The following is a 26,998-nucleotide window of genomic DNA, read 5'->3' as shown; positions in this document are numbered from 1 at the left end:
GGAAGGTCATGGTCTTCCAGCGGCCGTGAGGAACCTTGGCGGGAAGCCTTTGCCCGCGTGGCGCCCATCCCCGCAAGGGAGCCATATCAGTCCGGGTCCAGGTCTCGTCGATGAAGACCAGCCGTTCGGCTTTGACGCGACCTTGTTACTTTGTCCACTGGGCGCGCCGACGCGCCACGTCGGGACGATCGCGTTCGCCAGCCACCACGCTTTTTTTGAAGCTGAGCTTCTCGGCATGCACGAAGTCCCATACCGAGTGGTAGTCGACCTTCAGGCCGCGTCCGGCAAGCTCGGCAACGAGCAGTTGACGATTGCGCGGTTGCAGGTACCGACGATCGACTGAAATGCGACCAACCGGTCGAGACACTCGGTCACCTCCACCTGCAGTTCTCCTGCGGCACTCGCCCCTCAGCGCATGGCGTCCGGGGCAGCTCACGGGCGCTCTCCATCCGGCGCCTGACCGAACCAACTGTACCGGGCGGTGGCTTAATTCCATGCTGAATGCGCTTGCGATTCAGTGGATTTTTTCGCACGACGGCTGTTCTGAAACGTATTCTACCGAGGTGCGCGCTCTGTTCCTGGCTGCCTTCATAGCCGACTGTAGGCTCTGGCACAGAGTTATCTCCCGAGCAGCCCAGACATGTGCGCGTAAACGGGGAACCGATCTTCGCCTCTGGTCCAAGATTTCTATTGTTACTCTTTTTTGACGCCTCTAGCATTCGTCGCACAAGCGTCGAGCCAACTGCACCCGTGAGGAAGATGATGCGCTGTTTTCGTGCATTTCTGCTGGTTGCGTGCGCTCTCGTGGCGCTGCCATTCCTGTTAGCGAATTCAGGCCATGCGCAGGGCACTTCGCGAAACATTCCCCGGAAGGAACTGCTGATCCTTGAAAACCCGGAAGGGACCGTCAAGAACGCCGGATGGTTCAACATCTGGGCTATCAATGCAGGATCCCAGTCGAACGGGCTGCAGCAGGTTGCCCTCGATACGCTCTGGTACATCGACCCTGAAAGCGGTCTCGAAGGCGTCTGGGACAACTCGCTCGCCGCCGACAAGCCGCAGTACAATGCCGATTTCACCGCGATGACGGCGAAGCTTCGCAGGGGCATCTTCTGGAGCGACGGCATCGAGTTCACCGCAGATGACGTCGTCGCGACGGTGATGACCCAGATCAAGCATCCGGGGATGCGCTTCAGCGCGGTGCTCGCGAGCAACGTGGCGTCCGTCGAGGCGCCGGATCCCTATACGGTGGAGTTCAAGCTCAAGAAGCCAAACTCACGCTTTCACGCCAACTTCACGGTGCGCTGGGGGGCGGTGTGGATCCTACCCAAGCATGTTTTCGAGAAGGTGGACGATCCAGTCAAGTTCGATTTCAACAAGCCGGTTTCGCTCGGCGCCTATGTGCTGAACAGCTACGACCCCGACGGCAAATGGTACAGCTGGCAATTGCGCGACGATTGGCAGCGCACCACGCTCGGGCGCTACGGCAAGCCTGGACCGAAATTTCTCGCCTACATCGATCCCGGCCCGCCGGACAAGCGGGTCATTGCGCAGCTCAACCATGAGCTCGATGTGATCCACGACATCGCGCCCGAGGGCATGTTTGCTCTCGCCAAGCAAAGCAAGATGACGCGGGCCTGGTTCAAGGGTTTCCCTTATGGCCATCCCGATCCGACGCTGCCGGCGGTGATCTTCAATACCCAGAACGAGTTGTTCAAGAACCCTGACGTGCGATGGGCGTTGGCGCTTCTGATCGACATCAAGGCGGTGTCGATGGCAGCCTATCGCGGCGCCGCCACCATATCGGCGATCGGCGTGCCGCCGACCGGCGCCCATCCGGCAACGTATCATCAGCCGATGGAAGAATGGCTGAAGGCATTCGAGATCGACACCGGCAAGCGCAAGATCAAGCCGTACGATCCGACGATCGGCAAGCAGATCGCCGACATGCTGCGACCTTCGATGGGCGAGCAGATTCCGTCCAATCCCGCGGAGATCGCCCGTGCTTTCGGCATGGGCTGGTGGAAGGTCGATCCGCAGGCCGCGCAGGAGCTTCTGGAGAAGGCCGGCTTCAGCAAACGCGGCGGCGCCTGGACCATGCCGGACGGCAGGCCGTTCACTATCCGCGTCATGGTGGAAGGCGACCTGCGCCCGGTGATGACGCGGGCCGGGACCATGATCGTGCAGTTATGGAAACAGGCCGGCATCGACGCACGGATCGATGTGGCGCAGGGGACGCTGCCGACGCGGCGGGCGGCCGGCGATTTCGACACATTCATCGGCTGGAGCGTCGAAACCTGGGGCGGCCACCCCGACCTGTCCTACTTCCTCGACAGTTGGCATTCGCAGTTCGTGGCGGAGCCCGGCAAATCGCAGCCACTGCGCAACTGGCAGCGCTGGTCGAATCGCGCGCTCGACAAGATCATCGAGAGCATCCGGATGGTGGGCTTTGATGATCCGAAGTCGATCGAGCTTGGCAAGGACTACATTAAGCTCGCGGTGAAAGAGATGCCAACCATTCCGTTGATGGCGTACAACGTTTTCACCGCGATGGACCAGACCTATTGGACGGGATTTCCGACGTCGGAAAACCCCTACACCAATCCGGTGCCGAACTGGGGCAATTCGCGTTATATGCTCGTTAAGCTCAAGCCGGCCGGCTAAGGCATGATCCGGAAAAGTGTGAAGCGGTTTTCCGAAAAGATCATGCCCAAACAAGGAGCTAAAGCGCATTGACGATTCAACCCAATCTCATTGCGCTTTAGGACGTGAAGAGGAGGCGGCGACGGTATCAATCGGACGGCCGGTCGCGTCTGTCCGAATCCCTCGGTCCGGCATCCTGGGAGCATCGATGAGCGGATATGTCGCGTATGTTGCCCGGCGGCTGGCGCAGTTCGTGCTCGTGGTCTTCATCGGCATCAATCTCGCTTATGTGATAACCCATTCCACGCCGATCGATCCCGTCGAACAGTCGATCTCGGCGGTCACCTCCTATGGCAACACGGCTCCGGATGCGATCGAGCAGATGCGCACCTCGCTGCGCGAGCTCTACGGACTCGGCGGCTCGCCCGCCCAGCAATATCTGGCGTTCTGGAAACGGATCCTGCGCGCCGACTTCGGTCCCTCGATGTCGGCGTTTCCAACGCCCGTCGCGACGTTAATTGGCCGTGCACTACCCTGGACCGCCGGACTGCTCGCGGTCTCCACTATCGTCGCCTGGGGGCTCGGCAGCCTGCTCGGCGGACTTGCCGGCTACTATCAGAAAAGCCGCGGGCTGAAGCTGATGGGCGTGATCGCAATGGGGCTGCACCCGATCCCTTACTACATTCTGGCGCTCGTGCTGCTGATCGTGTTCGGCTTCCTCTGGCCCGTGCTGCCGATCACCGGCGGTTCGGCGATGAACCTGCCGCAGACATTGACGTTCGACTTCGTCAGCAGCGTGCTGCAGCACGCTATCCTGCCCGCGCTCTCGCTGATCCTGATCGGTGTGGGCAGCTGGTTTCTCGGGATGCGCGCGCTGGTGTCCAACATCGTGACCGAGGATTATGTTGTCTATGCCGAACTGGCGGGCGTCAGATCCTGGCGCGTCCTGTCAGCCTATGTGATGCGCAACGCGCTGCCGCCGCAGCTGACCGGGCTCGCCATCTCGCTCGGTGGAATCTTCAACGGTGCGGTGATCACCGAAAAGGTATTCGGCTATCCCGGTGTCGGTTCGCTGCTGGTCGACGCGGTCTATGCGGGGGACTACGGGCTCGTGCTCGGCGTGACCACCGTTTCCATCCTCGGGGTTTCCGCCGGTGTGCTCGTTATCGATCTTCTGTATCCGCTGCTCGATCCCAGGGTGAAGGTCAGCTGATGGTCGTGATCCTGCGTGACCTCTGGCGTTACCACGCCGAATTTCGGATCGGCGCCGTGCTGATCGCCGTCGTGCTGCTGCTGTCGGTGCTGGCGAGCTTCTCGCCCTATCCCCCGCAGGATGTCTATCTGGTGCCGCCGGATGTGCCGCCGTCGCTGATCTACTGGTTCGGCACCACGTCGCGCGGCCAGGACGTGTTCTGGCAGCTGACCTTTGCCATTCGCAATACCCTGCTGTTCGGATGCACCGTGGCATTGATCAGCCGCCTGCTGGCGCTCGCGATCGGGCTGCTCAGCGGCTACAAGGGCGGCTGGATTGATCGGGCGCTGATGGCGGTGAACGATACCTTCATCGTCATCCCGCTGTTGCCGATCCTGGTGCTGTTCTATTTCGTGATGCGTGACCGCATGTCCTGGCTGCTGCTGGCCCTGATCATGGCCGGCCTCGGCTGGGCCTATGACGCGCGGCTGATCCGCTCGGTGGCCATGAGCCTGAAGGCCCGCGAATTCACTCAGAGCAGCCTGTTCTCCGGCATGAGCACGCGCGAGATCCTGGTTCAGGAGCACTTGCCCTATGTGATGCCGATCGTCTTCTCGACGACCATGAACAACATGGTATGGTCAATCGGGCTGGAGGTGACGCTGGCGGTGCTGGGCTTCACCGATATCAACACGCCGACGATCGGCGGCATGATTTATTGGGCCAACCAGCACACCGCAATGGTGGCGGGAGTCTGGTGGTGGATCGCGTTTCCGACGATCGCGGTGATCATGACCTTCATCGGGCTGTTCCTGCTGGCGGTGTCGATGAACGACTATATCGATCCGCGCAACCGTCACCGCAGCTTCGGAGGGGCCACGTGATGCCGGCCGAGACGACGCAGGCGCAGCAGGGCGACGTCGCGCAGCCGATCCTGTCGGTGCGCGACCTGCGGGCCTATTTCCGGACCGATCGCTTTGGTGTCAAGCGCGACGTCAAGGCTGTCGACGGCATCAGTTTCGCGCTCCGCCGCGGCGAGATCTACGGAATCGCCGGCGAATCCAGTTCCGGCAAGACCACGCTGATCAAGACGATCGCGGGGGCAGTCAGGCCACCACTGGAGGTGGTCGGCGGCCGGGTGGAATTCGCTTTCCTGCCTGGCTATGGCGGACTGCACCGCGCGCCGGCCGCGGAAGTGGCGCGGATCCGTTGGCGACATTTGTCCTACATCACGCAAGGCTCGATGAACGTGCTGAATCCGCTGCGTCGGCTGCGGGCGGCCTTCGTCGACTTCGCATATCCGCATATCGGCGTGAGCCGCAAGCAATTCGAACAGCAGGTGGTCGCCCATCTGGCGCGCCTCAAGCTTGACCCGTCGGTGCTGGCGGCCTACCCGCATGAGCTGTCCGGCGGCATGCGTCAACGTACCACCATTGCGCTCGCCACCATCTGCCGCCCTGAAGTCATCCTAGCCGACGAACCCACCACCGCGCTCGACGTCGTGGTGCAGAAGGAAGTGCTTGGCATGATCAGCGGCATTCGGCGCGAGATGGGCTCATCGGTCGTGTTGGTCACCCATGATCTGGGCGTCCACGCGCATGTGACCGACCGCCTCGGCATCATGTATGCCGGCCGCCTGATCGAGGAGGCCACAACAGCAGAGATCTTCCGCAACCCGCTGCACCCTTACACCAGGCATCTCGTTTCCAGCCTGCCTCGCATCGGCGATAACGTTCCCCGCGAGGGACTTGAAGGCAGCCCGCCAAGTCTCTCCGATCCGCCTCCGGGGTGCCGCTTCCATCCGCGCTGCCCGCTGGCGATGGAGGTTTGCAGGCACAAGGTCCCCGCGACGCTGAAGACCACACCCGCGCATCGCGTCGCCTGCTTTGCTGTCAACCGGAGTGATGAGGCATGAGCGACCTGCTGCTTGATGTTTGCCAGGTCAGCAAGACCTTCACCCGGGGAGGACTGCTGTCGGGCCAGCGGATTGCTGCCGTCAAGGACGTGAGCTTCCAGCTCGACGCAGGGCGGCCAGAGATATTTGCAATCATCGGTGAGTCCGGAAGTGGCAAGACCACGCTCTCGCGGATGATCCTGAATATCGAGACGCCGACCAGCGGCAAATTGTTGTTCGACGGCGTCGACCTTGCGACAATCCGCACTGGAGCCCAGCGGCTGGCCTTCATGCACAAGGCGCAGCCGATCTTCCAGAATCCGTTCGAATCCTTCAATCCGCTGAAGCGGCTCGATCGCTATCTGTTCATGACACAGCGCCGCTTCATCGCGGCCGATCGGCGGGTCACGTCCCGGACGGCCGTTGACGATGCGCTGCACAAGGTAGGACTGTCGCTGGAGGAAGTTAGCCATCGATACCCACACGAGCTCTCCGGCGGACAGCTCCAGCGGGTCGCGATCGCTCGTGCGCTGCTGGCAAACCCCAAGCTGATCGTGGCCGACGAGCCGGTGTCCATGATCGATGCGTCCTTGCGCATATCCATCGTCAACCTGTTCAAGACGTTGCGTGACGATCTCGACATCTCCATCATCTATGTCACCCATGATCTGGCGACGGCATATTATGCCAGCGACCGCATCATGATCATGCAGAATGGCAGCGTCGTCGAAAGCGGTGATGCGAGAACGGTGTTGAATGCGCCGCAGCATCCCTATTCCCGTCAGTTGCGCGAAGCCGCGCTGTTGGCTGAAGTCGCGACAGACAATTCCGTCCGTATGAGCAATCTCACCAGCGACCGCGCATCCGAGAGGCGAACATGAGAAGAGCAAACGTGCTGATGGATCGCGATTTTGCCATCGGCCATACCGACCCGCGTTTGTTCGGCGCCTTCATCGAGCACCTGGGACGCTGCGTCTATGGCGGCATCTACGAACCTGGTCATCCAACGGCGGACAAAAACGGGTTTCGCGGCGATGTGCTGGCGCTGGTCAGGGAGCTCGGCCCCACCATCATCCGATATCCCGGCGGCAATTTCGTTTCCGGGTACAATTGGGAAGACGGCGTCGGGCCGGTGGACAAACGCCCAGCGCGGCTCGACCTTGCGTGGTTCAGCACCGAACCCAACAGCTTCGGCACCAATGAATTCATGGACTGGTGCAAGGCCGCCGGGGTCGAGCCGATGATGGCGGTTAACCTCGGCACCAGGGGCGGGGACGCGGCGCGCAACCTGGTCGAGTACTGCAATCATCCGGGCGGGTCAGTGTGGTCGGATCTGCGCCGCGCCCATGGCTGGGAGAAGCCACACAATGTAAGGTTCTGGTGCCTTGGCAACGAAATGGACGGCCCATGGCAAATGGAGCACAAGAGCGCCGAAGCCTATGCCGCGGTGGCGCGCGAAGCCGCCAAGATGATGCGGTGGGTCGATCCAACCATCGAGCTTGCGGCGTGCGGTTCGTCCGGGCGAAATATGCCGTCCTTCGGCCAGTGGGAAGACACCGTGATCCAGCACACCTTCGATCATGCCGAGTTTATTTCGCTTCATACCTATCTCAATAACTACAGGCAGGACACGGCATCGTTCCTCGCCAGCCCCGACCTGATGGACCGCTTCATCGAAGAGGTTGTCGCGCTCGCCGACGCGGTGGCGGCGAAGAGGCACTCCACCAAGCGCATGATGCTGAGTTTCGATGAATGGAATGTCTGGTATCGGACCCGCCGCAACCGGGCCGACAGGGTCAAGGAGGGGTGGCCGGTGGCGCCGCCGATCCTGGAGGAAGTCTACACGATGGAGGATGCGCTCGCCTTCGGCGGCGCCTGCATTTCGCTGCTCAATCACGCCGATCGGGTGAGAACGGCCTGTCTTGCGCAGCTCGTCAACGCGATCGCGCCGATCATGACCGAGACCGGCGGCCGCGCCTGGCGCCAGACCATCTTCTTTCCGTTCGCGCAAATGAGCCGTCTTGGCCGCGGCAAGGTTCTGCGGACCCAGGTCGAGTCGGAGAGCTACGATTCGTCCTATTACGATCCGCGTGGTATCCACGACTTCACCTTTCCGGTGCCGAACGTGCCGTATCTCAAGATCGCGGCCGTTGCGGGAGGAGCCGGGAGTCTTTCCCTCTTCATGCTCAACCGCGACCTGACGCAGGAGATAGAGGTGAACCTCGAGGCGCGGAGCTTTGGCCCGCTCGCCATGAGCGAGGCGCTTGAATTGCGCCACGACAATTTGCAGGCGACAAATACCAGGGACGTGCCGGAGCGGGTGAAGCCCGCGCCGTTGCTGGGCGTCACCATCGATGGGACGCGGATGCAAGTGACGTTGAAGCCGGCCTCATGGAATGTGGTCCATCTGTCGGCGAACTGAAAGCAGATCACAGTCGGTCCATCAGGTCGGCTTGTGGTTTTGGGCAGTGTGCTTGCGCATCCGAGCCTGGTCAGAGTCCGCCGCCAGGATCCGCTGGCAACGTGAACTGAAAGACGGCGCCGCTGGGCTCATTGGCGCTCGCCCACAAGCGTCCGTTGTGGGCCTCGATAATGGAACGACAGATCGCCAAGCCCATGCCCAGGCCGTGAGGCTTGGTGGTGAAATATGGATCGAAAACATGCGTGAGCATCTGTGGATCGAGGCCGGGCCCGGAATCAGCAACCCGGACGAGCACGGAGTCCGATCCGACCGAGGCGGTGGTAATGAGCAGGTCTCGCGCCCTGTCAGCGATCGTGGCCATTGCCTGGATCGCGTTGACAACGAGGTTGAGCAAAACCTGTTGTAGCTGCACACGATCGCCCTCGATGAGCGGCAAACCGTCCGCAAGTTGCGTCTTCACCGAAATCCCGTTTTTGAGTGCCTCGCCACCGGTCAGAACAATCACCTCATCGATCGCCTCGTTGAGATCGAGGTGCTCCTTGCGCGGCGGCGCCTTCTTGAAGAGTGCGCGAAGTCGGCTAATCACTTCGCCGCTGCGATACGCGTCCTTGACGATAGCCTCTAATGATGTTCGCGCTTCTTCGAGATCAGGCGGATTCCGGCGGAGCCAGTTCAAGGCCGCGCTGGCGCTGATGGCAACAGCGCTGATAGGCTGGCTGACCTCATGGGCGATCGAAGAGGTGAGCTGACCCATGGTTGCGACCCGGTTCGCGTGCGCCAGCTCAAGCTGCATTTCCTGATAGCGCCGCTCGCTCTCGCGCGCTTCAGCTTCCGCCCGCTTGCGTTCTGTCAGATCGAGCACGAAGGAGACGTTTTGATCAGGAGAACCCGCCATCGCGGCTGAGCCGACCAGCACGGGAATTCGGCTGCCGTCCTTTCTGAGGAACTCCTTCTCGCGGGGCGCAACCTCTCCCGACAGACGAAGTTGATCAATCCGCTGTACGTCGCCAATTTCGTATTCCGCCGGAGTCATCTCCTTCCAGCTGGCCGCTCCGGACACCAATTCCTCCCTGGAGTAGCCGGTCATGGTCAGGAAGGCCTGGTTGGCGTAGCTGATGTTACCGTCTGCATCCCAGAACAGGATCCCAATGATGTTGGAATCGACGAGTCGTCGAATGCGCGCCTCGCGTTCCTGCAGATCGCGGTAGAGCAGGGTGTTCTCAAGCGAAATCGCGGCTTGAGCTGCCAGCATTTCCAGCACCGCGACACGGTCGGGAGTGAAAGCGTGCGTGGTCAGGCTATTCTCGAAATAGAGCAACCCGATCAGCTTGGCCTGCTTGATCAGTGGGAGGCACATGATTGATCTGGGGTGCCGGCGACTCATATAGCCTGCGTCGCAGAGCGGATCGGGCCGCGACGCGTCATCGATGATGACGGGCTTTTGCGTGCGAATGACATAGCGCAGCAGCGCCTCCGGACAATCGGGACCAGAGACGGGCGCCTCGCGCATCGCGATCGTGAACTCATCGCCGCTCGACTGGCCCTCCGCCTCGATCCGGAAGTCGTCCTGGCGTGACAGGATCAGCAGGCCGCGATCCGCGCCTGCATTCTGCAGCGCGATCTTCATCAATGACTCGATGAGCCTCGGTAGCTCGATCTCGCTCGATACGGCCTGCGACGCCCTGACGACAGCAGTGACGTCCGGTTGCGGGACCGGGCCGCTCGCCTTCGCGACGGCGCTGTCGTCTTCCACCACATGCAGTCGCGGGTAAAGTCGCTCGAGTTGCGCCACCTTGGCATCGGCACCCCAGCGGAGATATCCGTAGTGCGCGTCGCGCAGATAGGCATTCGCGATCTTTTCGAACCCTTGCGCTGCATAGAACCGTCCGGCGAGCTCGTTGGCAACTGCCTCGTTATGGAAAAAGCCGCTCGTGCGCGCTGCGGCGATGGCCCGATCGTAGCAACGCATCGCATCGAGCTCGCGGCCTGCGATGCGGGCGATCTCCGCCTCCACGAGCGCCGCACGGTCCGCGAAGTCCCCCGGGCAGATGCGGGTCCATTGCTGAAGTTGATCGTGATGGGGTGCCATGGCTTCGAGACGCAGGGCGCGCTCCTCGGCGCAAGCTGAATCGCTGTGCGCCGCCTGTGCCAGCGCGGCATAGAAATGCAGCTCCACCCGCTCGAACAGCGCCTTCGACGTCCACAGCAGCCCTTCCGCCTTCGCCGCTGCCGCGATGGCGGTCGGATCGTCGGCAAGGACGCGCGCCTGCAGCTTGCGGATCCAGTACCAGTAGCCGGCATGCACCAGCTGCGGCTCCGACTCCAGACGTCGCTCGAACTCCGCCTCGCTGAAATCGTCGTCATCGAAGCTACCGAATTTGGCCGTCAGGCCGCGCAGCATCCGGACCAGTTGGAGCTGCCCGATGATCCTGGCGACGGCAAGGTCAACGCGCGCCCGGCGCGCGAAGTCGATGCCGGCCTCGGCCTCCCGCTGCACCTCGGCGAGCGGATCGCCGCAGGCAAGAAGATGCGTCATGAGGTGGTGGCGGCTAAAGCTCGCATAGTTGAAGTCGCCGTCCTGCTGCGCCGCGTCGAAGGCCCGCCGCAGCAGCGGCCGCCCTGTCCGGACATGGCGTGTCCAGCTGCCGAAGCCGAGATAGACGCGCGACTTGAAGCGGTCCAATCCGTATCTTTCGACCAGGTCAAGGCCGAGCTGGGTGAAGCGGTAGCCCGCCTCGTAGTCGTGAAAGTCAGGCCCAAGCACGGTGCCGAGTAGGATATAGGCGAGGCACGACGCATCGGAGTTGCCGAACTCCAGGCTTAAGTTCGTCATGCGCGCGATGATGAGGCGGCGCAGGTTCTCGTCGATGAACCATGCGGGCGACACCAGCACGGTAAGGACGTCCATGGTGCCGCGTGCGATCGGATCGGTCATCCGGGGCAGATCCAGCAGCGCCTCGATCGCGCGCCCACCGATGTGCCTCCACATGCGCTCATACTCCCGCGCGACCTCCTGCGATGTCGGCTGCGTCGGCCAGGCGATGCCGACACGGCGCAGATAAGCGAGGCCGATTTCGATGTCGCGGTCATTTGGTTCCATCTGCAGTCGGGTGACGGCGGCCAAGTCGGGAAGGCTAGCGGCACGGCCCGCCAGTTCGGCAAGGCGGGCTTTGGCGGCGGCGTGCTCGCCGGTCACGAATTCGCACTCCGCACGTTGCAAGGCCAGCTCGAAGCTGAGCGTGTAATGCCGCTCCCAACGGTCCTTCGACAGCATCGCGTCTCCGGCGCTGAAGTGGGCGAGCGCCATGGCGAAAGCCGTTGCCGCCTTGGCGCGCCGGCCGGCCAACAGGTTCAGCTCAGCCAACTTCTCCCGCTCTTCCGCCTCGGTAATCAAGGCAGCGCCGCGATTGAGCTGGCTCGCGATTTGGAAGACCTTTTCCTCAAGGGCTTCCGGTGCTGTCCGCGCCGCGAGTAGTCGGCCGATCCGCAGATGGGCTGCCGGCCGTTCGTGCTCGGGAATCAGCGCATAAGCCGCCTCCTGGAAACGGTCGTGAACGAACCGATAAGCACCTGGCTGCGGCTCGACAAATTCCTGATGAACGGACGGCCACAGAGTGGCATGGAGCTGCTCCTCCGGAATTCCAAGCACGATCGAAAGCATCGCCGTCTCGGCGATGTTGCCGAGGCAGGCCATTTGCTGCACGGCGGTCTGCGTCGCGGCCGGAAGGCGGGTGAGCTTTCCGAGCATGAGGTCCACGACGTTGTCGGTGTATCGCTTGGCGTGAATACGATCGAGATCCCAGGACCAGCAGGCCGTGTCGTGGTCGAAGGCGAGCAGTCCCTCTTCAGCGAGCGAGAACATGAACTGAATGGCGAAGAACGGATTGCCGCCGGTCTTCTCGAGCACCATCTGCGTGAACGGCGCCGCCTGCTCCGGCGCGCAGCGAAGCGCGTCCGCGAGCAACTGCCCGAGGTCCTCCCTGCCGAGCGGCGCAAGCGTGATCTGCGTGACCGCTCCACCCGCGGTGTTGATGACGTCGAGCATGCGCGTCAGGGGATGAGAGAGGTCGACCTCGTTGTCCCGATAGGCGCCGATCACCATGAGGTGCTTCAGATCCGCCCGCGTCAAAAGATCCTTAAGCAGGTCGAGCGTCGCCGCGTCGAGCCATTGCAGATCGTCGAGGAACAGCACCAGCGGATGCGCGGGGCAGGCAAAGACGTCGATGAACCGCTTCAACACCTCCTGAAAACGGCTTTGCGCCTGCTGTGGTGGAAGCTCCGAAACCGGCGGTTGTTGGCCGACAATGAGCTCGAGCTCGGGGATCAGGTCGACCATCAGCTGTGCATTGGGGCCAAGCGCCGTCAGAAAGTCGCGGCGCCACCTGCTCAGCTCCGCATCGCTTTTACCAAGTAGCGGTCGAACGAGGCTCTGGAACGCCTGCGCGAGCGTAGCATACGGGATATCGCGTTTGTGCTGGTCGAATTTGCCTGATGCAAAAAGGCCGCCAGAGGGGACCTGCATCTTGTGCAGTTCATTGACGACCGAGGATTTGCCGATGCCAGAATATCCCGAGACCAGCACCAATTCCGGCACGCTGCTCTCGACGATGCGGCCGAAACAGGCGAGCAAGGTCTCGACTTGGTGCGACCTCCCGTACAGCTTTTCGGGAATCAGCAGCCGGTCGGGGGCATCGTGCTGTCCGAGCGGGAAATCGTCGATGCGGTGCTGACGCTCCCACTCTGCAAGACAGCGCCGCAGGTCCCGCTCGACGCCGGCCGCGGTTTGGTAGCGTTCCTCGGCCATCTTGGCGAGCAGCTTCATGAGAATTCGCGAAACCACGAGTGGGATGTCTTCAAACTTATCGCATGGCGGTGCCGGCTTTCTGGCGATGTGGCAGTGCACCCACTCCATCGGATCGGTCGCGGTGAAGGGAAGCGAGCCGGTGAGCATCTGGTAGAGCGTGATGCCGAGCGAATACAGGTCGCTGCGGGAGTCGATCGAGCGGTTCATGCGCCCGGTCTGCTCTGGCGCCATATAGGCAAGCGTCCCCGCGATGGATTCGGGAGGCGCCGGAGACTGTCGTTCACGCGGCCGGCGCGACGCAACGCCGAAGCCGGTGAGCCGCACGCTCGTCTGGGTGCGATTCACCAGGATGTTGGCAGGTTTGATGTCCTTGTGCACAAGACCGCGCTGATGGACCTTACCCAACGCTGCTGCGATCTGGACGGCGACGCGCAGGAAGTTCCCCATCTCCATTGGCGCGTCCATCAGCCTGGTGAGCAGCTCGCCGCCGAAATCTTCAAGCACAAGAATGGTCCGGGTGTGATCCTGCAAGAGTTCCAGCGGCTTCGCTGCCCAGGCGCCGTCCAGCTCGTTTATCAACCCGAACTCATGTGTGAGGCGATCAAGGCTCTGCGGATTTGGATGCTCCGCTGCCGGCAGCACGGCCAGCACGATCTGGCGCTCGTCGTCGCCGCTTTCACGGCAGGCACGGCACAGCAGAATGCCTTCCTCTTCACGCAGGACCTGCGCACCATGGGCCCAGCCTGCGCCCAAAAACGAGCAAGGGATCATCTCGGTAAACCATGCGCGCCGACCCGAGCCGAAGCAGACTCGTCCGTCGCTCCGCGTCACCCCTTTTGAAGCCGCCACTTTGCGGCATTGCGTCGTTAGCAGATCTCTGTATTCAGCAGATCTCTGTATTCGCGCGTGCTGGCTAGGAGATACCGGACGAGCGCGCCTTTATCCCGTCCGGGTTCAATTGGCTGTATCGCCAGCGCATTCAAAAACGTATCACTTGGCTCTATTACGTCAACTTGCTACGTCGCAAGCCAAGGCAAATCAAACTCGAAGCAGCGACGGGCTGCGTATCCTACAGTAGCAGTGGTCCGCTTGCAGCTTTGTAACACCTTTGAGCGTAGCTTCATACGAATGAAGACGGGCACTGAGGATCAATCGGATGCCCGTCGTAAAATGGGAGCAAAGCGGACTGCGAGTGGAGTGGAGCTAGTTCCTGCTGACTGCGGACGGGAAATAGGATGCGTATCACTACAGACCCCTTCTCGTCCCATGCTTCACAGCTTCAGCTCAACGCGTGGCCGGCCAATCCGTAAACCCACGGTTTGTCATCTTCTCGGTTCAGGAATTGCTTGCCCTTGGACATGGTCGTGACGGTGTCGTTCATCCCGAGGCGGCTTTGCTGAAGAAAGTCGGCAAAGGGACCCGTCCGCTCCCGCGTATCGACGCGGGCGAACCGTCCCTTGAGTTCCTTAAGATGCGCGGCTGTAAGATGGATTGCGTCACAATCATTGCTAGCGACGATGGGACCGATCACATGACCGCGCCCAAACTCGCGCTTCATGGAATAACCGACGGTCTCGCCGCCGCGGCTCAGGACGAAGATTGACGCACCATCCGAAAGCAATGCAAGCAGCTTCTGACGGTTAGTTCCGAACGCGCGCTCGTCCAATGCTGCAATCTCATCAACATTCTCGGCTGGCAGAGGCTTCAATTCCCCGTCCAGAACTGGCACCGGTGGGGATGGTAACACGACCTCTCCCTGCCACTGATACACAACCGCTTCCTTCCTGAAGCCCAGCGAAAGATACAGATGATAGGCAGCATCGGTTGAGTTGAGGGTTAAGTTCCGGTCGCCACACCGCTCGAACACCTGCTCCATGAGCCATCGCCCTGTGCCTTGTGCCTGGGTGCGGGGCGATGTGATCACCAAGCCAATGGTCGCGAATTCGGGGCCATGTGGGAACCACATCGCGCTGCCAAAGACGCGTCCTATGCCGTCAACGGCTACGATGCCATGACCTGCGCGGCGCAAGAAATCCCAATCCTTGGGTCGATGCGGCCAGCCCACCCCAGTCGAGAGCGCGTGGAGCAGTGTCACATCAACGTCGTTGATGTCCTTCGCGGCCAGTTCAAAGGACTTCACACGTACCGTTCGTCCCATTCAGATCATCCGTTCCTTCAGCATGCCAAAGCCTACGGCATATCGCTCCGTAGATCTTCTGCTGCGTTACCGCACAAGGCGTGTTTTGCAGCAGCATAGAGCGGAAGGCCAGCAGGTTTCGCCTGTTTGGTGGCCGGTATTCGGAATGTTCAGCCTATAGCGCAACCCAATTCAGCAGGGAACGCTCCAGCTTGCAGTTAACCTCTGAATATCCGGGGATAGGACAGGTTGGGTGAATGCAATGAACGTTGAAGGATTCCGTGCAAGCCTCGTCGCATTTCCGACCCCCCGAGGTATGCAAAGCCGTGCCGTGGTCCGTCGGGTACGCAACTATTGCCAGGCTGCCGCAGGGATTCAGCGCCCGGCACCCCCGGCGAGGACATGAGAGGAATACGATGGCGTTCCTCTTCAATTCCGATACCGCTCGGGGTGCAATTTTTCGCCAGGCCTTTGCGCGCGAGCTTCCGGATCTGGAATTCTACGATTCTAGTGAATGTATAGACCCGGAAAAGGTACGCTACCTGCTGACCTGGAACATGCCAGACGATGTCTCGCGCTTTCGTAATCTGGAAGTGCTCTTTTCCCTCGGCGCGGGGGTTGATCAGTTCAGGCCGGAGGCGATACCCGGCCACGTGAAGCTCGTGCGCATGGTCGAGGATGGCATAACACGCATGATGCAGGAATACGTCGTCCTTGGCGTGCTGACGCTTCATCGCGAGATGCTTGCATATCGGGAGCAGCAGAGAAGGGGCCTATGGCAAGCTCTTGCAACGTCCCAAGCGACCGACCGGCGCGTGGGCTTCCTGGGCCTCGGCACACTGGCGCAAGCTGCGATCGATCGTCTGAAGCCGTTTCGATTTCCCCTTGCCGCGTGGAGCCGAAGCAAGCAGGTGGTTGAGGGTGTCACCTGCTTCCATGGCGAAGATCAGCTTGGGAAATTCCTGCAAGGAACGGATATCCTCGTCTGTCTTCTTCCCCTGACGGAGCAAACGAGCGGCATCCTGAACGCAAGGCTCTTCTCGCTTTTGCCAGTGGGAGCGAGGCTGCTGCATGTCGGCCGCGGCCCACACCTTGACCAACGGGCGCTTATCGAGGCGCTCGACAGCGGGCAGCTTGCGGCAGCCATGCTTGACGTCACCGATCCCGAGCCGCTGCCAGAAGGCCATCCACTCTGGTCCCATCCGAAGGTGATCATCACGCCGCATATCGCGTCCGTGACGCAACCGCATACGGCAGCAGAAGCCGTCATAGAAAACATCCGGCGCCACCGCGCCGGCAGAAATCCGGTCGGCCTTGTCGATCGAACCCTCGGCTACTAACAGGAAAATGCCATGTCACTTCTGATCAGCATCGACACCAATCCGGACTTCGCACCGAAGAACGCTGTGCCCGATGCGGAACGGCTCATTTCAGGCAACCCATCATTCAAGACCTGGGCGCAAGACGCTTCGAAGGGCGAAAAGGTGCTGACCGGCGTCTGGGAAGCTACGCCCGGCGAGACCCATTCCATCAAGGGCACCACCTACGAGTTCTGCCACATCATTTCGGGTCTTATCGAAATCGAGGAAAAGGGCGGTGAGACGAAGACTTACCGCGCCGGCGACAGCTTTGTGATGAAACCTGGCTTCGTCGGGATCTGGCGTACGATCGAGACCGTGCGAAAGATCTACGTCTGCCATTACGACTGAGCGCGATGCTCGGGATCGGCCCCAATAGGCAGCCGTCAGAACAATCGACGTTCGAGGCCGCGTCTGACCAGATTGAACGACCGTCAGACCATTCATTCTCAATGAAAAATGCGGCGTGCGGTCCTGTATTGCTCGGATGAGCCGCCTTGTCTCGCCAATTGCAAATCCAGGCAGCGATGGCGGGTTTGGCCCAAAGGCAAAGGAATAAGTCCATGATAGCATTGAAGGACAGAGAACTGTTTCGCCAACAGGCGCTGATCGGTGGCAATTGGCGGGATGCGAGTACGAAAGCCACCGTCGATGTCATCGATCCCGCCAGTCAGAAAGTGCTTGGCACCATCCCCGACATGGGGCTTGACGAGACCAGGGCAGCAATCAACGCCGCCGCCGATGCGTTCAAGCGTTGGAAGGCCAAGGCTCATGGGGAACGTGCAGCGCTGTTGGAGCGCTGGTATGAGCTCATGCGGCGCCATGAGCAGGATTTGGCGCTTCTGCTGACGCTGGAGCAGGGCAAGCCGCTTGCTGAATCGCTCGGGGAAATCCGCTATGGAGCCTCCTTCGTCAAATGGTTTGCGGAAGAGGCGCGGCGGATCAACGGATCAACGATCCCTTCACCCACTATCGATCGCCGCATTTTGGTGCTGAAAGAGCCGGTGGGCGTCTGCGGGATCATCACGCCCTGGAATTTCCCGAATGCGATGATTACGCGCAAAGTGGCGCCTGCGCTTGCCGCGGGCTGCACCGTGGTCATCAAGCCCTCTGAATTTACGCCCTTTTCAGCCCTTGCAATCGGTGTTCTGGCGGAGCGGGCGGGAATTCCCGCGGGCGTGATCAACATCGTGACCGGCATGCCGGCGGAAATCGGCAAGGAGCTGATGGCCAATGAAGCCGTTCGCAAGATTTCGTTTACCGGATCGACCCGCGTGGGCGCACTGCTGATGAAAGGCGCCGCCGACAATATCAAGAAACTCAGTCTCGAGCTTGGCGGCAACGCGCCGTTCATCGTCTTTGACGATGCCGATGTCGACCGGGCCGTCGAGGGCGCGATTGCGTCGAAGTTTCGTAATGGGGGCCAGACGTGCGTCTGTTGCAATCGCATCCTGGTGCAAGCAGGCATTTACGACGCCTTCGCACAGAAGCTCGCCAACCGGGTCGCGAAAATGAAAGTCGGCGTCGGTACGGAAGAGGGGGTCGAAATCGGACCGATGATCAATGGCTCGGCGATCGAAAAGATCAATCGCCATGTCTCGGACGCGCTGGACAAGGGCGCGAAGATCATCGCGCAAAGTGAAGCGGTGCCGGAAGATCGGCAATATGCCCGTCCTGTCGTGCTCGGTGACGCCTCGACTGAGATGCTCCTGGCTTCAGAGGAGACGTTTGGACCGGTCGCGCCGCTGTTTCGATTCAAGACCGAGGACGAGGCCATTGCGATCGCAAATGGCACGCCGTTCGGCCTTGCCGCCTATTTCTACACGGAGAACCTGAAGCGGTCGTGGCGTGTTGCCGAGGCGCTCGAATTCGGCATGGTGGGCCTGAACACCGGCCTGATCTCGACCGAGGTCGCGCCTTTCGGCGGTGTAAAGCAGTCGGGACTGGGACGTGAAGGCTCCCAGCTCGGGATAGAGGAATATCTCGAAACCAAAACGCTTCACGTCGGCGGGTTGGAATAAGCGTCCATTGGACGAGTGGCCGAAACAAAAAAAGGGGGCGGTCGAACGCCCCCTTTTTCCTTCACAGCGCATCGATCCCTGTTGAAGCTCTCGAAGGAGTGAAGCGCGACGAGAGAACCTGAGAGAAATTGCGCTCACGCACTCTTGCGCAGGGGCTCCAGGCCGACTGCCGCAGCCAGCCCGTCGATGCCAGCGACCTCGGTGTATTCATAGAAGGGGTTGGCGGGCTCATGACCCCGGTTCACCCAGACCTTGCTTTTGATGCCGAGGTCGTAAGCGGTCATCAGGTCGTAGCGGAAGGAGGAGGAGACGTGGGTGATATCTTCCGGGCCGCAGCCCAGCTTGTCCAGCATATACTCGAAGCCCTTCATCTGCGGCTTGTAGGCGCCCGTCTCCTCCGCCGTGATAACCATGTGAAACGGAGCGCCGAGCTTCTCCACATTCGACATGATCAGGCTCTTCATGGAGTTTGACAGGATGACGAGCGGTATCTCCTTTGCAACCCGGGCCAAGCCTGCCGGAACGTCGGGGTGCGGGCCCCATGTCGGCACTTCCTGATAGATGCGCTGGGCATCTTCCGGCCGAAATGCGACGCCATTGCGCTTGCAGGAGCGCTCTAGCGCGTTGTGCACGACCTCGAGGTAGGGCTTCCAAGCGCCGAGAACCTCGTCGAGGCGATAGGCCGAGAAATCCTTGATGAACTTCGCCATAGCCGTCGACGAGAGCTCGGAGCCATAGACTCTCCTTGCCGCGCCGGCCATGTCAAAATTCGTCAGCGTACCGTAGCAATCGAAGGTGATGTACTTGGGTCTAAACGTCGCCATGGCTCGAATCCTTGTCATCCTGGTGCACCGCTTATCGGTACGACAAGCATCGTAGCGAGAAGCAAACAAGATAAAGCGCCGCTGTGGCGGCGGACAGGAGCAGATTCTGTTGTATCGGATCGCAGCTTTGGCAGAGTGTTGGGAGCAGCGCGTATTGAATTTGAGCGTCAATGCCGTGCGCTTCTCAACCACCCGCATAAGATGCCGGGTCGATCGTTGATGAAAGTCAAAACTCCCTCCATTCCCATGCAGCTCAGGAGGAACTTCTGTCCTCGGCGTCCTACTTTGGATCCGAAGGCATCGGAGTGACTGACACGCAATCGAGTGGTTCGGAGGACAACATGTTGAGCAACTCGCTGATTGAACTCGACCGTGCGCATCTTATTCATCCGGTCGCATCCTATCGCAGCCATGAAGCATCGGGCGTGCGCGTGTTGAAATCGGCCAAGGGCGCGACGCTGACCGATGTCTCGGGACGTCAACTGCTCGATGGTTTTGCGGGTCTGTGGTGTGTCAATGCAGGTTACGGTCAGGATAGCCTGATCGAAGCGGCTACGAGGCAGTTGCGCGAATTGCCCTACGCCACCGGCTATTTCGGGTTGGGTTCCGAGCCCGCGATCCGGCTGGCCGCAAGGCTGGCTGAACTGGCGCCCGGTGACCTGAACCATGTCTACTTCACTTTGGGTGGATCCGATGCCGTCGACAGCACGATCCGGTTCATCCGGTACTATTATCATGCCCAGGGGAGGCCACAGAAGGACCAGTTCATTTCCGTCGAGTATGGCTACCATGGATCGTCGACGGCAGGGTCTGGCTTGACCGCGCTGCCGGCGTTTCATACGGGTTTTGGAGTACCATATAGCTGGCAGCACAAAATTCCCTCGCACTATGCCTATCGCAATCCGGTTGGTACCCATCCCCAGGCTATCATTGCTGCTTCGGTCGCGGCCCTGCAGACCAAGATCGCCGAACTGGGCGCAGACCGCGTTGCGGCCTTCTATGTCGAGCCGATACAGGGCTCGGGAGGCGTCCTCGTTCCGCCGCCGTCGTGGCTGAAAGAAATGCACGCTGTTTGCAAGGAGCACGATATTCTGTTCGTTGCCGATGAGGTCATTACCGGCTTCGGCCGTGTCGGTCCGCTCTTCGCCTGTGAGGAAGACGACGTCGTGCCGGATCTCATGACCACGGCAAAAGGACTGACCTCCGGCTATGTGCCGATGGGGGCCGTCCTGATGTCCGACCGCGTCTACAACACGATTGCCAATGGTGCCGGCAAGACGGCCGTCGGCCACGGCTACACCTATTCCGCACATCCTGTCAGCGCAGCCGTCGGGCTTGCGTGCCTTGACCTTTACGAAAATGGCTTGCTGGAAAACGGCCGGAAGGCCGGGCACCGCCTGATGGAAGGTCTTCGCGCGCTGGCCGATCATCCCCTTGTCGGCGATGTCCGCGGTCGTGGCATGCTGGCCGCAATCGAGCTTGTCACCGACAAGGAGCGCAAGACGCCCCTGCCGGCGGCGGCCGACCCTGCGCGCCGCATTTTCGACCGCGCATGGGACAACGGCCTCGTCATCCGCGCCTTTGCCCAGGGCGTGCTGGGCTATGCGCCGCCGCTCTGCTGCACGGCTACGGACATCGACGGCATCATTGAACGGACTAAGACCACGCTCGACCAGACGCTCGAAGACAGGGACGTCCGCGCGGCGATGAAAGGATAATCACTGCTGTTCATTAGCTATTGAAGATGCTTTCGAGCGGCAGATGTGATTTAACGATGGGGGATTTCAGCACGACAAAGCTGAAGTATTTGTCGATGCCGATATCCATCTCCACGAGGCGTTCCATGACCGCCTGGTATTCGCTAATCCCTGCGGTGATGAATTTTACCAGATAGTCGTACCCACCCGAAACGAGATGGCATTCTACGACGGAATCGATCTTCTCGATTGTCGTGAGAAAGCGAGCGAAATCGATCTGCCGATGATTCTTCAGGGTGATTTCGGCAAACACGGTCAGAGTTTGCCCGAGCTTGGACACGTCGATCTGGGCGGAATAGCCGGTGATGAAGCCCTCCGTCTGGAGCCTCTTGACGCGCATCAGACATGGGCTCGGCGAAAGGTTTATCAGCTCCGAGAGCTCGACGTTGGAAATCCGCCCGTTCTTCTGCAGTTCGCATAAAATCCGGATGTCGATCTTATCGAGCTTCATAGCAATGCCATGAGAGGTGGGCGATAAATGGCGTCAATGCCTTGAGCCTTCAGCGTCATACGCGTTGTCATAGCATCAACCAGCATCTTTTCCCACCGGGACGGAAACTGCTTTTCTAGAACTCGCTGACCTTGCCCCAGGCGCTCATTTTCAGCCGCTCCGGCCTGTAAGGGCGGGGGTCTACGATCGGCTCGCTACCTGTAATGATGTCGGCGATCATATGTCCCGCGCCGGGACCGATCCCGAAGCCGTGGCCGCTGAATCCCGCTGCCAGGATGAAACCTGGAATCGACTCAACTTCACCGATTGCCGGAATACCGTCTGGCGTGCTGTCGATGTAGCCGGCCCACACGTTTGAGATTGCGACGTGCCCGAGTTCCGGCACGAGCTTGCTGGCTCGTCGATACGTCAGCCGAATCTGCCTCATATCGGGGTGAGGATCGAGCGTTCGGTTCAGCTCCATCGGGGTCACCTCGTCGAGCTTCCATTTCGCCAGCGACTCATGACCTTGCCGCAAGCCCTCGAAGGCCCCAGGAGTGAGACTTCGCCACCGGCGGGCGAACATGGGCAGGAATTCGCGGCCGAACCTGAACTGCTGCGGCGTGGGGTCGACTCGCGCGCGCCCGCTGATTGCCAGCGTGTATCCGCCGTTGCCACGTCGCGTGAGCGACACGAGCCCCGCGTACAGGGCATCGGGCAGGCCGGCCGCGCCGGGAGCCAGGGCGAGAATGGAAGAGCGGACGGAAACCTGTGGGAAGCGAATTCCAAGCTGGTTGCAGAACGAAGAGGCCCATGCGCCTCCTGCCATGACCACCGTCTTCGTCCGAATCGTGCCCGCTTCAGTCACCACTCCGCTGACTCGGCCGGCGCTGAGCTCTATGCCGCGAGCCGCGCATTGCTGGTGTACCGTGCCACCTGCCGCCATGATCGCGAGCGCGGCGATGGGTACGGCCTTTGAAGTATCTGCCGTCCCATCGGTTGGAGAGAAGACGCCGCCTTTCCACTTGCGACCAGTCGCCTTGCCTCGCTCGCTCGCCTCTTCCGCGCTCAGCATATGCGTCGTAACGCCGGCGGTCCTGGCGAAGTCTCGCCACTTTGCCCAGCCGGCCAGCTCATTTTCGTCGTTCGACAAATACAACAGGCCACAGCGGCGAAAACCCGTATCCTCGCCGGTCTCCTGGGCAACTCGCTCCCAGAGATCGAGGCTTTTGGTCGCAAGCGGTAACTCGCGCGCGTCGCGGTTCTGTTGGCGGCACCATCCCCAGTTGCGGCTGGACTGTTCAGCTGCGACACGGCCCTTTTCCAGCAAGGCGATCTTGAGCCCGCGACGGGCGAGATAGTAGCTCGTGAACACGCCAACCACTCCGCCGCCGATGACGACGACGTCTGCCTCTTGAGGCAGGGATGGAGTGGATTCGATATGCATGAGCGGCGCGCTCATTGTGGGGAGCTCCGGTTGCTGCTGGATCGTAACCGAGAAATTGCGGCACGCTCCCGCGGACTTTCGCGATCGGACGGAATATCCTGCGGTTTGCTGCCTTCGGTATAGGCTATTATTGCGAGAATATTTCGCTAGCGCCGCATCTCGCAGCGCTGGAGCCCGACGCACACCCTCCGCAATCGGATCGGTCTTCCGTCGCGCGTGGGGCATACACCGGTCCATCGCGCCCTCCAACAGGCCTGGCGACGCAGACTGAAATGCCAAATCGGACTTCGTTTTCAGAAGTTCCTGCTGCCCGGATGCCGCCATTCGGCGACTCCAGGTTAGTTGAAGTCGTCAAACTCAGGAGAATAAGTCTCAATCGACGAGTCGAACTCCGTAGAGGCAAACTGCATGAGCCTTCCAGGAACAGACCTTCACGGAAGCGATCAAGCCATGAGGGCGACGCACTGTGAGCTTCGACTCGATGGAGGTAGCCGATTCGGCCGGCGCTGCAGTCTGAGCAGCAGCTCTTGCCTATTGCGCAAGGAGGCCTGAATCATGTCGCAGCCTCCGATGAGGGAATGGCAGGTTGAGCGGCGAATTGTTGAGCTGTCCAGGGAGCGTGGCGACGCAAGGAGCCAAAGATTCCGCCCGCAGCGGGATGACCGAACTCGGTTGAAAGGGGAGGATATTCTTATGGCCTCTGGCATCCACGCTATAGCCCCGGCCGATGTAGCGCTTTCGGTGCGCGACCTGAGCGTCAGTCTGCCGGGAGGAATGGAGCGGGCCTACGCCGTCGAAAACATCTCCTTCGATCTGAAGCGCGGTCAGATCCTCTGTATCATCGGGGAATCTGGATCGGGCAAGTCCGTCACCGCCAATGCGATCATGGGACTTCTGCCGAAGGTGATCCGCATTTCTTCAGGTGCGATCCACTTGGACGGGATCAACATCGTCGGCCTCTCGCCCGACAAGCTCCGCGGCCTGCGCGGCCGCGTCGTGTCGATGATCTTCCAAGACCCTCTCTCGGCGCTCAACCCGCTGATGACCGTCGGTGCGCAAATCGAGGAAGTGATGGCGGCGCACGACGTCGGGACGCCGAAATCCCGTCGCAGCCGGGCCATAGACTTGTTGATTGAAGTGGGCCTACCCGATCCGCAGCTCATGTATCACCAGTACCCATTCCGGCTTTCGGGTGGGCAGCGGCAGCGGGTGATGATCGCCATGGCTCTGGCACTTGAGCCCGCAATTCTGATCGCTGACGAGCCGACCACCGCGCTGGACGTGACCACCCAGGCGCAGATCCTCCAATTGATCCGCGACATCCAGCGCCGCAAGGGAATGAGCGTCATGTTCATCACCCACGACTTCGGCGTTGTAGCGGAAATCGCCGACTACGTCGTGGTGATGGAAAAGGGCCGTTGCGTGGAGCAGGGCAGTGCCGAGCAGGTCCTAAAGTCGCCCAACCATCTCTATACGCGACGCCTGATCGCGGCTGTGCCGCACCTGACCGGCAAGGACCGTGTTCCCTTGCAATCCGCGGACCGCGTGTCCATCCTGAAGGTTGAACGCCTCGCAAAAACCTACCGCAGCGGTAGCGCGCTGTTCGGCAAGCGGCGCATCGTGCCTGCGGTCAACAGCGTGACGTTCGATCTCACGCCGGGACGCACGCTAGGCGTTGTCGGGGAAAGCGGTTCGGGAAAATCATCGCTCGGACGGCTGCTGATCAAGCTCATGGCGTGCGACAGCGGCTCGATTGTGTTCGAGGGCCGCGACATCGCCAGGCTTTCGGAAGCCGAATTTCGGTCGCTGCGGCCAAAAATCCAGATGATCTTCCAGGATCCTTTTGCGTCGCTCAATCCGCGGTCGACGGTTGGGCACATCCTCACAGTCGGCCCGGTCGCGCATGGAATGCCCTATAGCGAGGCTTGTGAGCGGGCGCGGGAGCTTCTGTCTCATGTCGGCTTGGACTCAGGAGCCTTTGACCGCTATCCGCACGAGTTCTCCGGCGGGCAGCGCCAACGCATCGGCATCGCCCGCGCGCTGATGTTCAAACCGAAGTTGCTGATCGCCGACGAAGCGGTCTCCGCGCTCGACGTGTCGATCCAGGCCCAGATCTTAAAGCTGCTGGACAAGATCCAGCGAGAGACAGGTGTCTCGATGATCTTCATCACGCATGATCTGCGTGTCGCCAGCCAGATCTGCGATGAAATCGCCGTCATGCATCGAGGCCAGATCGTCGAGCGCGGACCGCCGTCCCAAATCTTCCTAAACCCGAAATCCACCTACACTCGAGAACTGGTGGCAGCGATCCCCGGCGAGCAGCACGGGAGCATGCCTCAAGATGAAGGCCACGTCGGACACCACAAGGGAGGAGAGACGTTATGACCAAGCGTTCTGCGACTTCGAACTACTCGCGGCGCGATGCTCTGCGAATGGTGGCGATCGGCGGAGCTGCCAGCCTCTTCGCGCCAAATCTCTTGGGCAAGCCTGCCCTTGCTCGCACTTCTACGGCAAAGCCGACCGGTCGCGTGATCGTCGGACTCGGTCAAGAGCCGACTGTATTCAATCCGCTGATGGCACACATTGAAGTCGATGATGGCGTGCATTTCTCGGTTTTCGACGCGCTCTTCCGCATCGATCCCCAAGGCGTCATTCAGCCCAACCTTGCCCTGGAAGTGCCGAACCAAAAGAACGGCGGTATTTCGGAGGACGGTCTCAAATGGCGCATTCGTTTGCGTGACGATGTCCGTTGGCATGACGGCAAGCCTTTCAGCGCCGAGGATGTGAAGTTCACCCTCGAACTGATCATGAATCCCAATTTCCGGAGTTGGCGCACGGCCGGCCATGCGCTCGTGCGCGACATCACGGTGATCTCGCCCACCGAGATCTCGTGGCGAATGGAGGAGGCCTTTGCGCCATACCTGTCGTTCCTGACCGAAACCTTCATCGTCCCCAAGCACATCCTCGAGAAGGAGGCCAATCCAAGCAACGCCGCCTTCAATCAGGCCCCGGTCGGCACCGGCGCATTCAAGTGGGGCAAGCGGGTCCCGGGCGATCATCTTGAGCTCGTGGCTAACCTCGAATATTTCGGTGAAGGTCCTCACATCGAGAGGCTGGTCTTCAAATACATTCCCGATCTCACCGTCCTCTACACTCAGTTCAAGAGCGGCGATGTGGATCTCGTGGGTCAGCCCTACATTACCCCTGACCATTATAGGGAAGCCAAGACGCTGCCGAACCGCGTTGTGACCCTGGTCCCAAGGGCCTCATTCGAGTCCTTTTACCTGAACCTCGAGCGTCCCCAGTTCAAGGAACTTGCTGTTCGCGAGGCGCTCTACGCGGCGATCGACAAGGAGGCGATCATCCAGGGACTCTACTACGGAGTGCCGATGCCGACGGAGACCTTCATGCCGAAGCAATCCTTGTACTACAACCCCAACCTGCCGGCACACGAGTACAATCTGGACCGCGCGCGCAAGATACTCGACAAGGCCGGCTGGGTCCCTGGACGGGATGGCATTCGCGCCAAAGGTGGCGTCCGCTTGTCCTTCGCCAACTCGACCACGTCAGGCGATCCGCTTCGCGAGCAGGCGCAGCAGTTCCTTCAGCAGACATTTGCGCAGTTAGGCGTCGAGATGAAGATATCGAACTTGCCTGCCGCCGTGATGTGGGGCGAGTTCTGGCAGCAATCGCAATTCGATTCCGTGATAGTCGGCAGCACGTATCTGATCGGGGCCGACCCGGATGTTACCAATCGCCTTCACTCGCGTTCGATCGCAGCAAAGGGCGGGCGTGGTTCGAACAATGCGCAGTACGCCAATCCGGAAGTCGATGCGTTGCTCGACAAGGGAGCCCGCACCTTCGATCCGGACGCGCGGCGCGCGATCTATCATCGCGTTCAAGAGCTTGTCCGTCGGGACCTGCCCTTCCTTCCGCTGTACCAGAGCAATGCGGTCCAGGGTCAAAAGAAGGGGATTTCGGGCGTCGTGCCAAACGGCAACACGCGCACGGAATCCTGGAACGCGGTGGCGTGGCATTGGGCGAGTTGACGTACCGACGCCCGAGGCCG

Annotated in this window: 17 protein-coding genes and 1 pseudogene; 12 read left to right on the top strand and 6 right to left on the bottom strand. The window is 60.8% G+C overall.

Annotation, left to right across the window (positions count from 1 at the left end):
* Positions 1–301, bottom strand: a pseudogene (locus tag AC0QUY_RS37655) (IS630 family transposase); the annotation flags it as partial.
* A gap of 461 nt (positions 302–762) precedes the next feature.
* Between AC0QUY_RS37655 and AC0QUY_RS37650 the strand changes: the two are divergent.
* From AC0QUY_RS37650 to arfA, 6 genes are all read left to right on the top strand, one after another.
* Complete coding sequence (locus tag AC0QUY_RS37650) at positions 763–2,664, top strand: ABC transporter substrate-binding protein (protein WP_475391046.1); 1,902 nt, start codon at positions 763–765, stop codon at positions 2,662–2,664.
* Between the two features lie 187 nt (positions 2,665–2,851).
* Complete coding sequence (locus tag AC0QUY_RS37645; RefSeq protein ID WP_475391044.1) at positions 2,852–3,856, top strand: ABC transporter permease; 1,005 nt, start codon at positions 2,852–2,854, stop codon at positions 3,854–3,856.
* Positions 3,856–4,719, top strand: coding sequence for an ABC transporter permease (locus tag AC0QUY_RS37640; RefSeq protein WP_161850275.1), 864 nt, complete (start codon positions 3,856–3,858; stop codon positions 4,717–4,719). Before AC0QUY_RS37645 ends, AC0QUY_RS37640 begins: the two co-directional genes overlap by 1 nt.
* Complete coding sequence (locus tag AC0QUY_RS37635; protein ID WP_475391042.1) at positions 4,719–5,750, top strand: ABC transporter ATP-binding protein; 1,032 nt, start codon at positions 4,719–4,721, stop codon at positions 5,748–5,750. The genes AC0QUY_RS37640 and AC0QUY_RS37635 overlap by 1 nt, the downstream gene beginning before the upstream one ends.
* On the top strand, positions 5,747–6,610 hold the full coding sequence (locus AC0QUY_RS37630) for an ABC transporter ATP-binding protein (protein WP_475391041.1): 864 nt from the start codon (positions 5,747–5,749) through the stop codon (positions 6,608–6,610). The genes AC0QUY_RS37635 and AC0QUY_RS37630 overlap by 4 nt, the downstream gene beginning before the upstream one ends.
* Positions 6,607–8,151 carry an arabinosylfuranosidase ArfA gene (gene arfA / locus AC0QUY_RS37625; protein ID WP_475391039.1) on the top strand — a complete coding sequence of 515 codons (1,545 nt, stop codon included), beginning with the start codon at positions 6,607–6,609 and terminating at the stop codon, positions 8,149–8,151. Before AC0QUY_RS37630 ends, arfA begins: the two co-directional genes overlap by 4 nt.
* A 70-nt stretch (positions 8,152–8,221) precedes the next feature.
* On the opposite strand, the gene AC0QUY_RS37620 is transcribed toward arfA, so the two are convergent.
* Together AC0QUY_RS37620 and AC0QUY_RS37615 are read right to left on the bottom strand one after the other, a co-directional pair.
* Entirely contained in the window at positions 8,222–13,726 is a 5,505-nt protein-coding gene (locus AC0QUY_RS37620) for a trifunctional serine/threonine-protein kinase/ATP-binding protein/sensor histidine kinase (RefSeq protein ID WP_475391048.1), read from the bottom strand.
* 508 nt (positions 13,727–14,234) lie between these two features.
* Complete coding sequence (locus AC0QUY_RS37615) at positions 14,235–15,113, bottom strand: GNAT family N-acetyltransferase (RefSeq protein ID WP_161850270.1); 879 nt, start codon at positions 15,111–15,113, stop codon at positions 14,235–14,237.
* 395 nt (positions 15,114–15,508) lie between these two features.
* Here AC0QUY_RS37615 and AC0QUY_RS37610 point away from each other — a divergent pair, with 395 nt between their 5' ends.
* The 3 genes from AC0QUY_RS37610 to AC0QUY_RS37600 all read left to right on the top strand — a co-directional run bounded on the left by AC0QUY_RS37610 (position 15,509) and on the right by AC0QUY_RS37600 (position 18,471).
* Positions 15,509–16,432 carry a 2-hydroxyacid dehydrogenase gene (locus AC0QUY_RS37610; RefSeq protein WP_475391037.1) on the top strand — a complete coding sequence of 308 codons (924 nt, stop codon included), beginning with the start codon at positions 15,509–15,511 and terminating at the stop codon, positions 16,430–16,432.
* Between the two features lie 12 nt (positions 16,433–16,444).
* Positions 16,445–16,801: a cupin domain-containing protein gene (locus tag AC0QUY_RS37605; protein ID WP_475391036.1), complete on the top strand. Its 357-nt coding sequence runs from the start codon at positions 16,445–16,447 to the stop codon at positions 16,799–16,801.
* Positions 16,802–17,013: 212 nt separating this feature from the next.
* On the top strand, positions 17,014–18,471 hold the full coding sequence (locus AC0QUY_RS37600) for an NAD-dependent succinate-semialdehyde dehydrogenase (RefSeq protein ID WP_475391035.1): 1,458 nt from the start codon (positions 17,014–17,016) through the stop codon (positions 18,469–18,471).
* 134 nt (positions 18,472–18,605) lie between these two features.
* Here the strand turns inward: AC0QUY_RS37600 and AC0QUY_RS37595 are convergent, their stop codons facing one another.
* Complete coding sequence (locus AC0QUY_RS37595; RefSeq protein ID WP_475391033.1) at positions 18,606–19,295, bottom strand: haloacid dehalogenase type II; 690 nt, start codon at positions 19,293–19,295, stop codon at positions 18,606–18,608.
* Between the two features lie 341 nt (positions 19,296–19,636).
* Between AC0QUY_RS37595 and AC0QUY_RS37590 the strand changes: the two genes are divergently transcribed.
* Positions 19,637–21,013 (top strand): aminotransferase class III-fold pyridoxal phosphate-dependent enzyme, encoded by a 1,377-nt coding sequence (locus AC0QUY_RS37590; RefSeq protein ID WP_475391031.1) that lies wholly within the window; start codon positions 19,637–19,639, stop codon positions 21,011–21,013.
* Positions 21,014–21,026: 13 nt separating this feature from the next.
* On the opposite strand, the gene AC0QUY_RS37585 is transcribed toward AC0QUY_RS37590, so the two are convergent.
* Positions 21,027–21,503 carry an Lrp/AsnC family transcriptional regulator gene (locus AC0QUY_RS37585; RefSeq protein WP_161850264.1) on the bottom strand — a complete coding sequence of 159 codons (477 nt, stop codon included), beginning with the start codon at positions 21,501–21,503 and terminating at the stop codon, positions 21,027–21,029.
* Positions 21,504–21,618: 115 nt separating this feature from the next.
* Positions 21,619–22,944: an NAD(P)/FAD-dependent oxidoreductase gene (locus tag AC0QUY_RS37580; RefSeq protein ID WP_161850263.1), complete on the bottom strand. Its 1,326-nt coding sequence runs from the start codon at positions 22,942–22,944 to the stop codon at positions 21,619–21,621.
* Positions 22,945–23,622: 678 nt separating this feature from the next.
* On the opposite strand from AC0QUY_RS37580, the gene AC0QUY_RS37575 reads away from it, so the two are divergent.
* Positions 23,623–25,314, top strand: a complete 1,692-nt coding sequence (locus AC0QUY_RS37575; protein WP_475391029.1) for an ABC transporter ATP-binding protein — start codon at positions 23,623–23,625, stop codon at positions 25,312–25,314.
* The gene (locus tag AC0QUY_RS37570; protein WP_161850262.1) at positions 25,311–26,978 is read left to right on the top strand and encodes a peptide ABC transporter substrate-binding protein; all 1,668 of its coding nucleotides are present in this window, start codon (positions 25,311–25,313) and stop codon (positions 26,976–26,978) included. The genes AC0QUY_RS37575 and AC0QUY_RS37570 overlap by 4 nt, the downstream gene beginning before the upstream one ends.
* Positions 26,979–26,998: the final 20 nt, after the last annotated feature.

Source organism: Bradyrhizobium sp. WYCCWR15520 (genome assembly GCF_056174665.1).
Note: the sequence above shows the minus strand (reverse complement) of the source record. Positions and strands in the feature narration are given on the sequence as shown.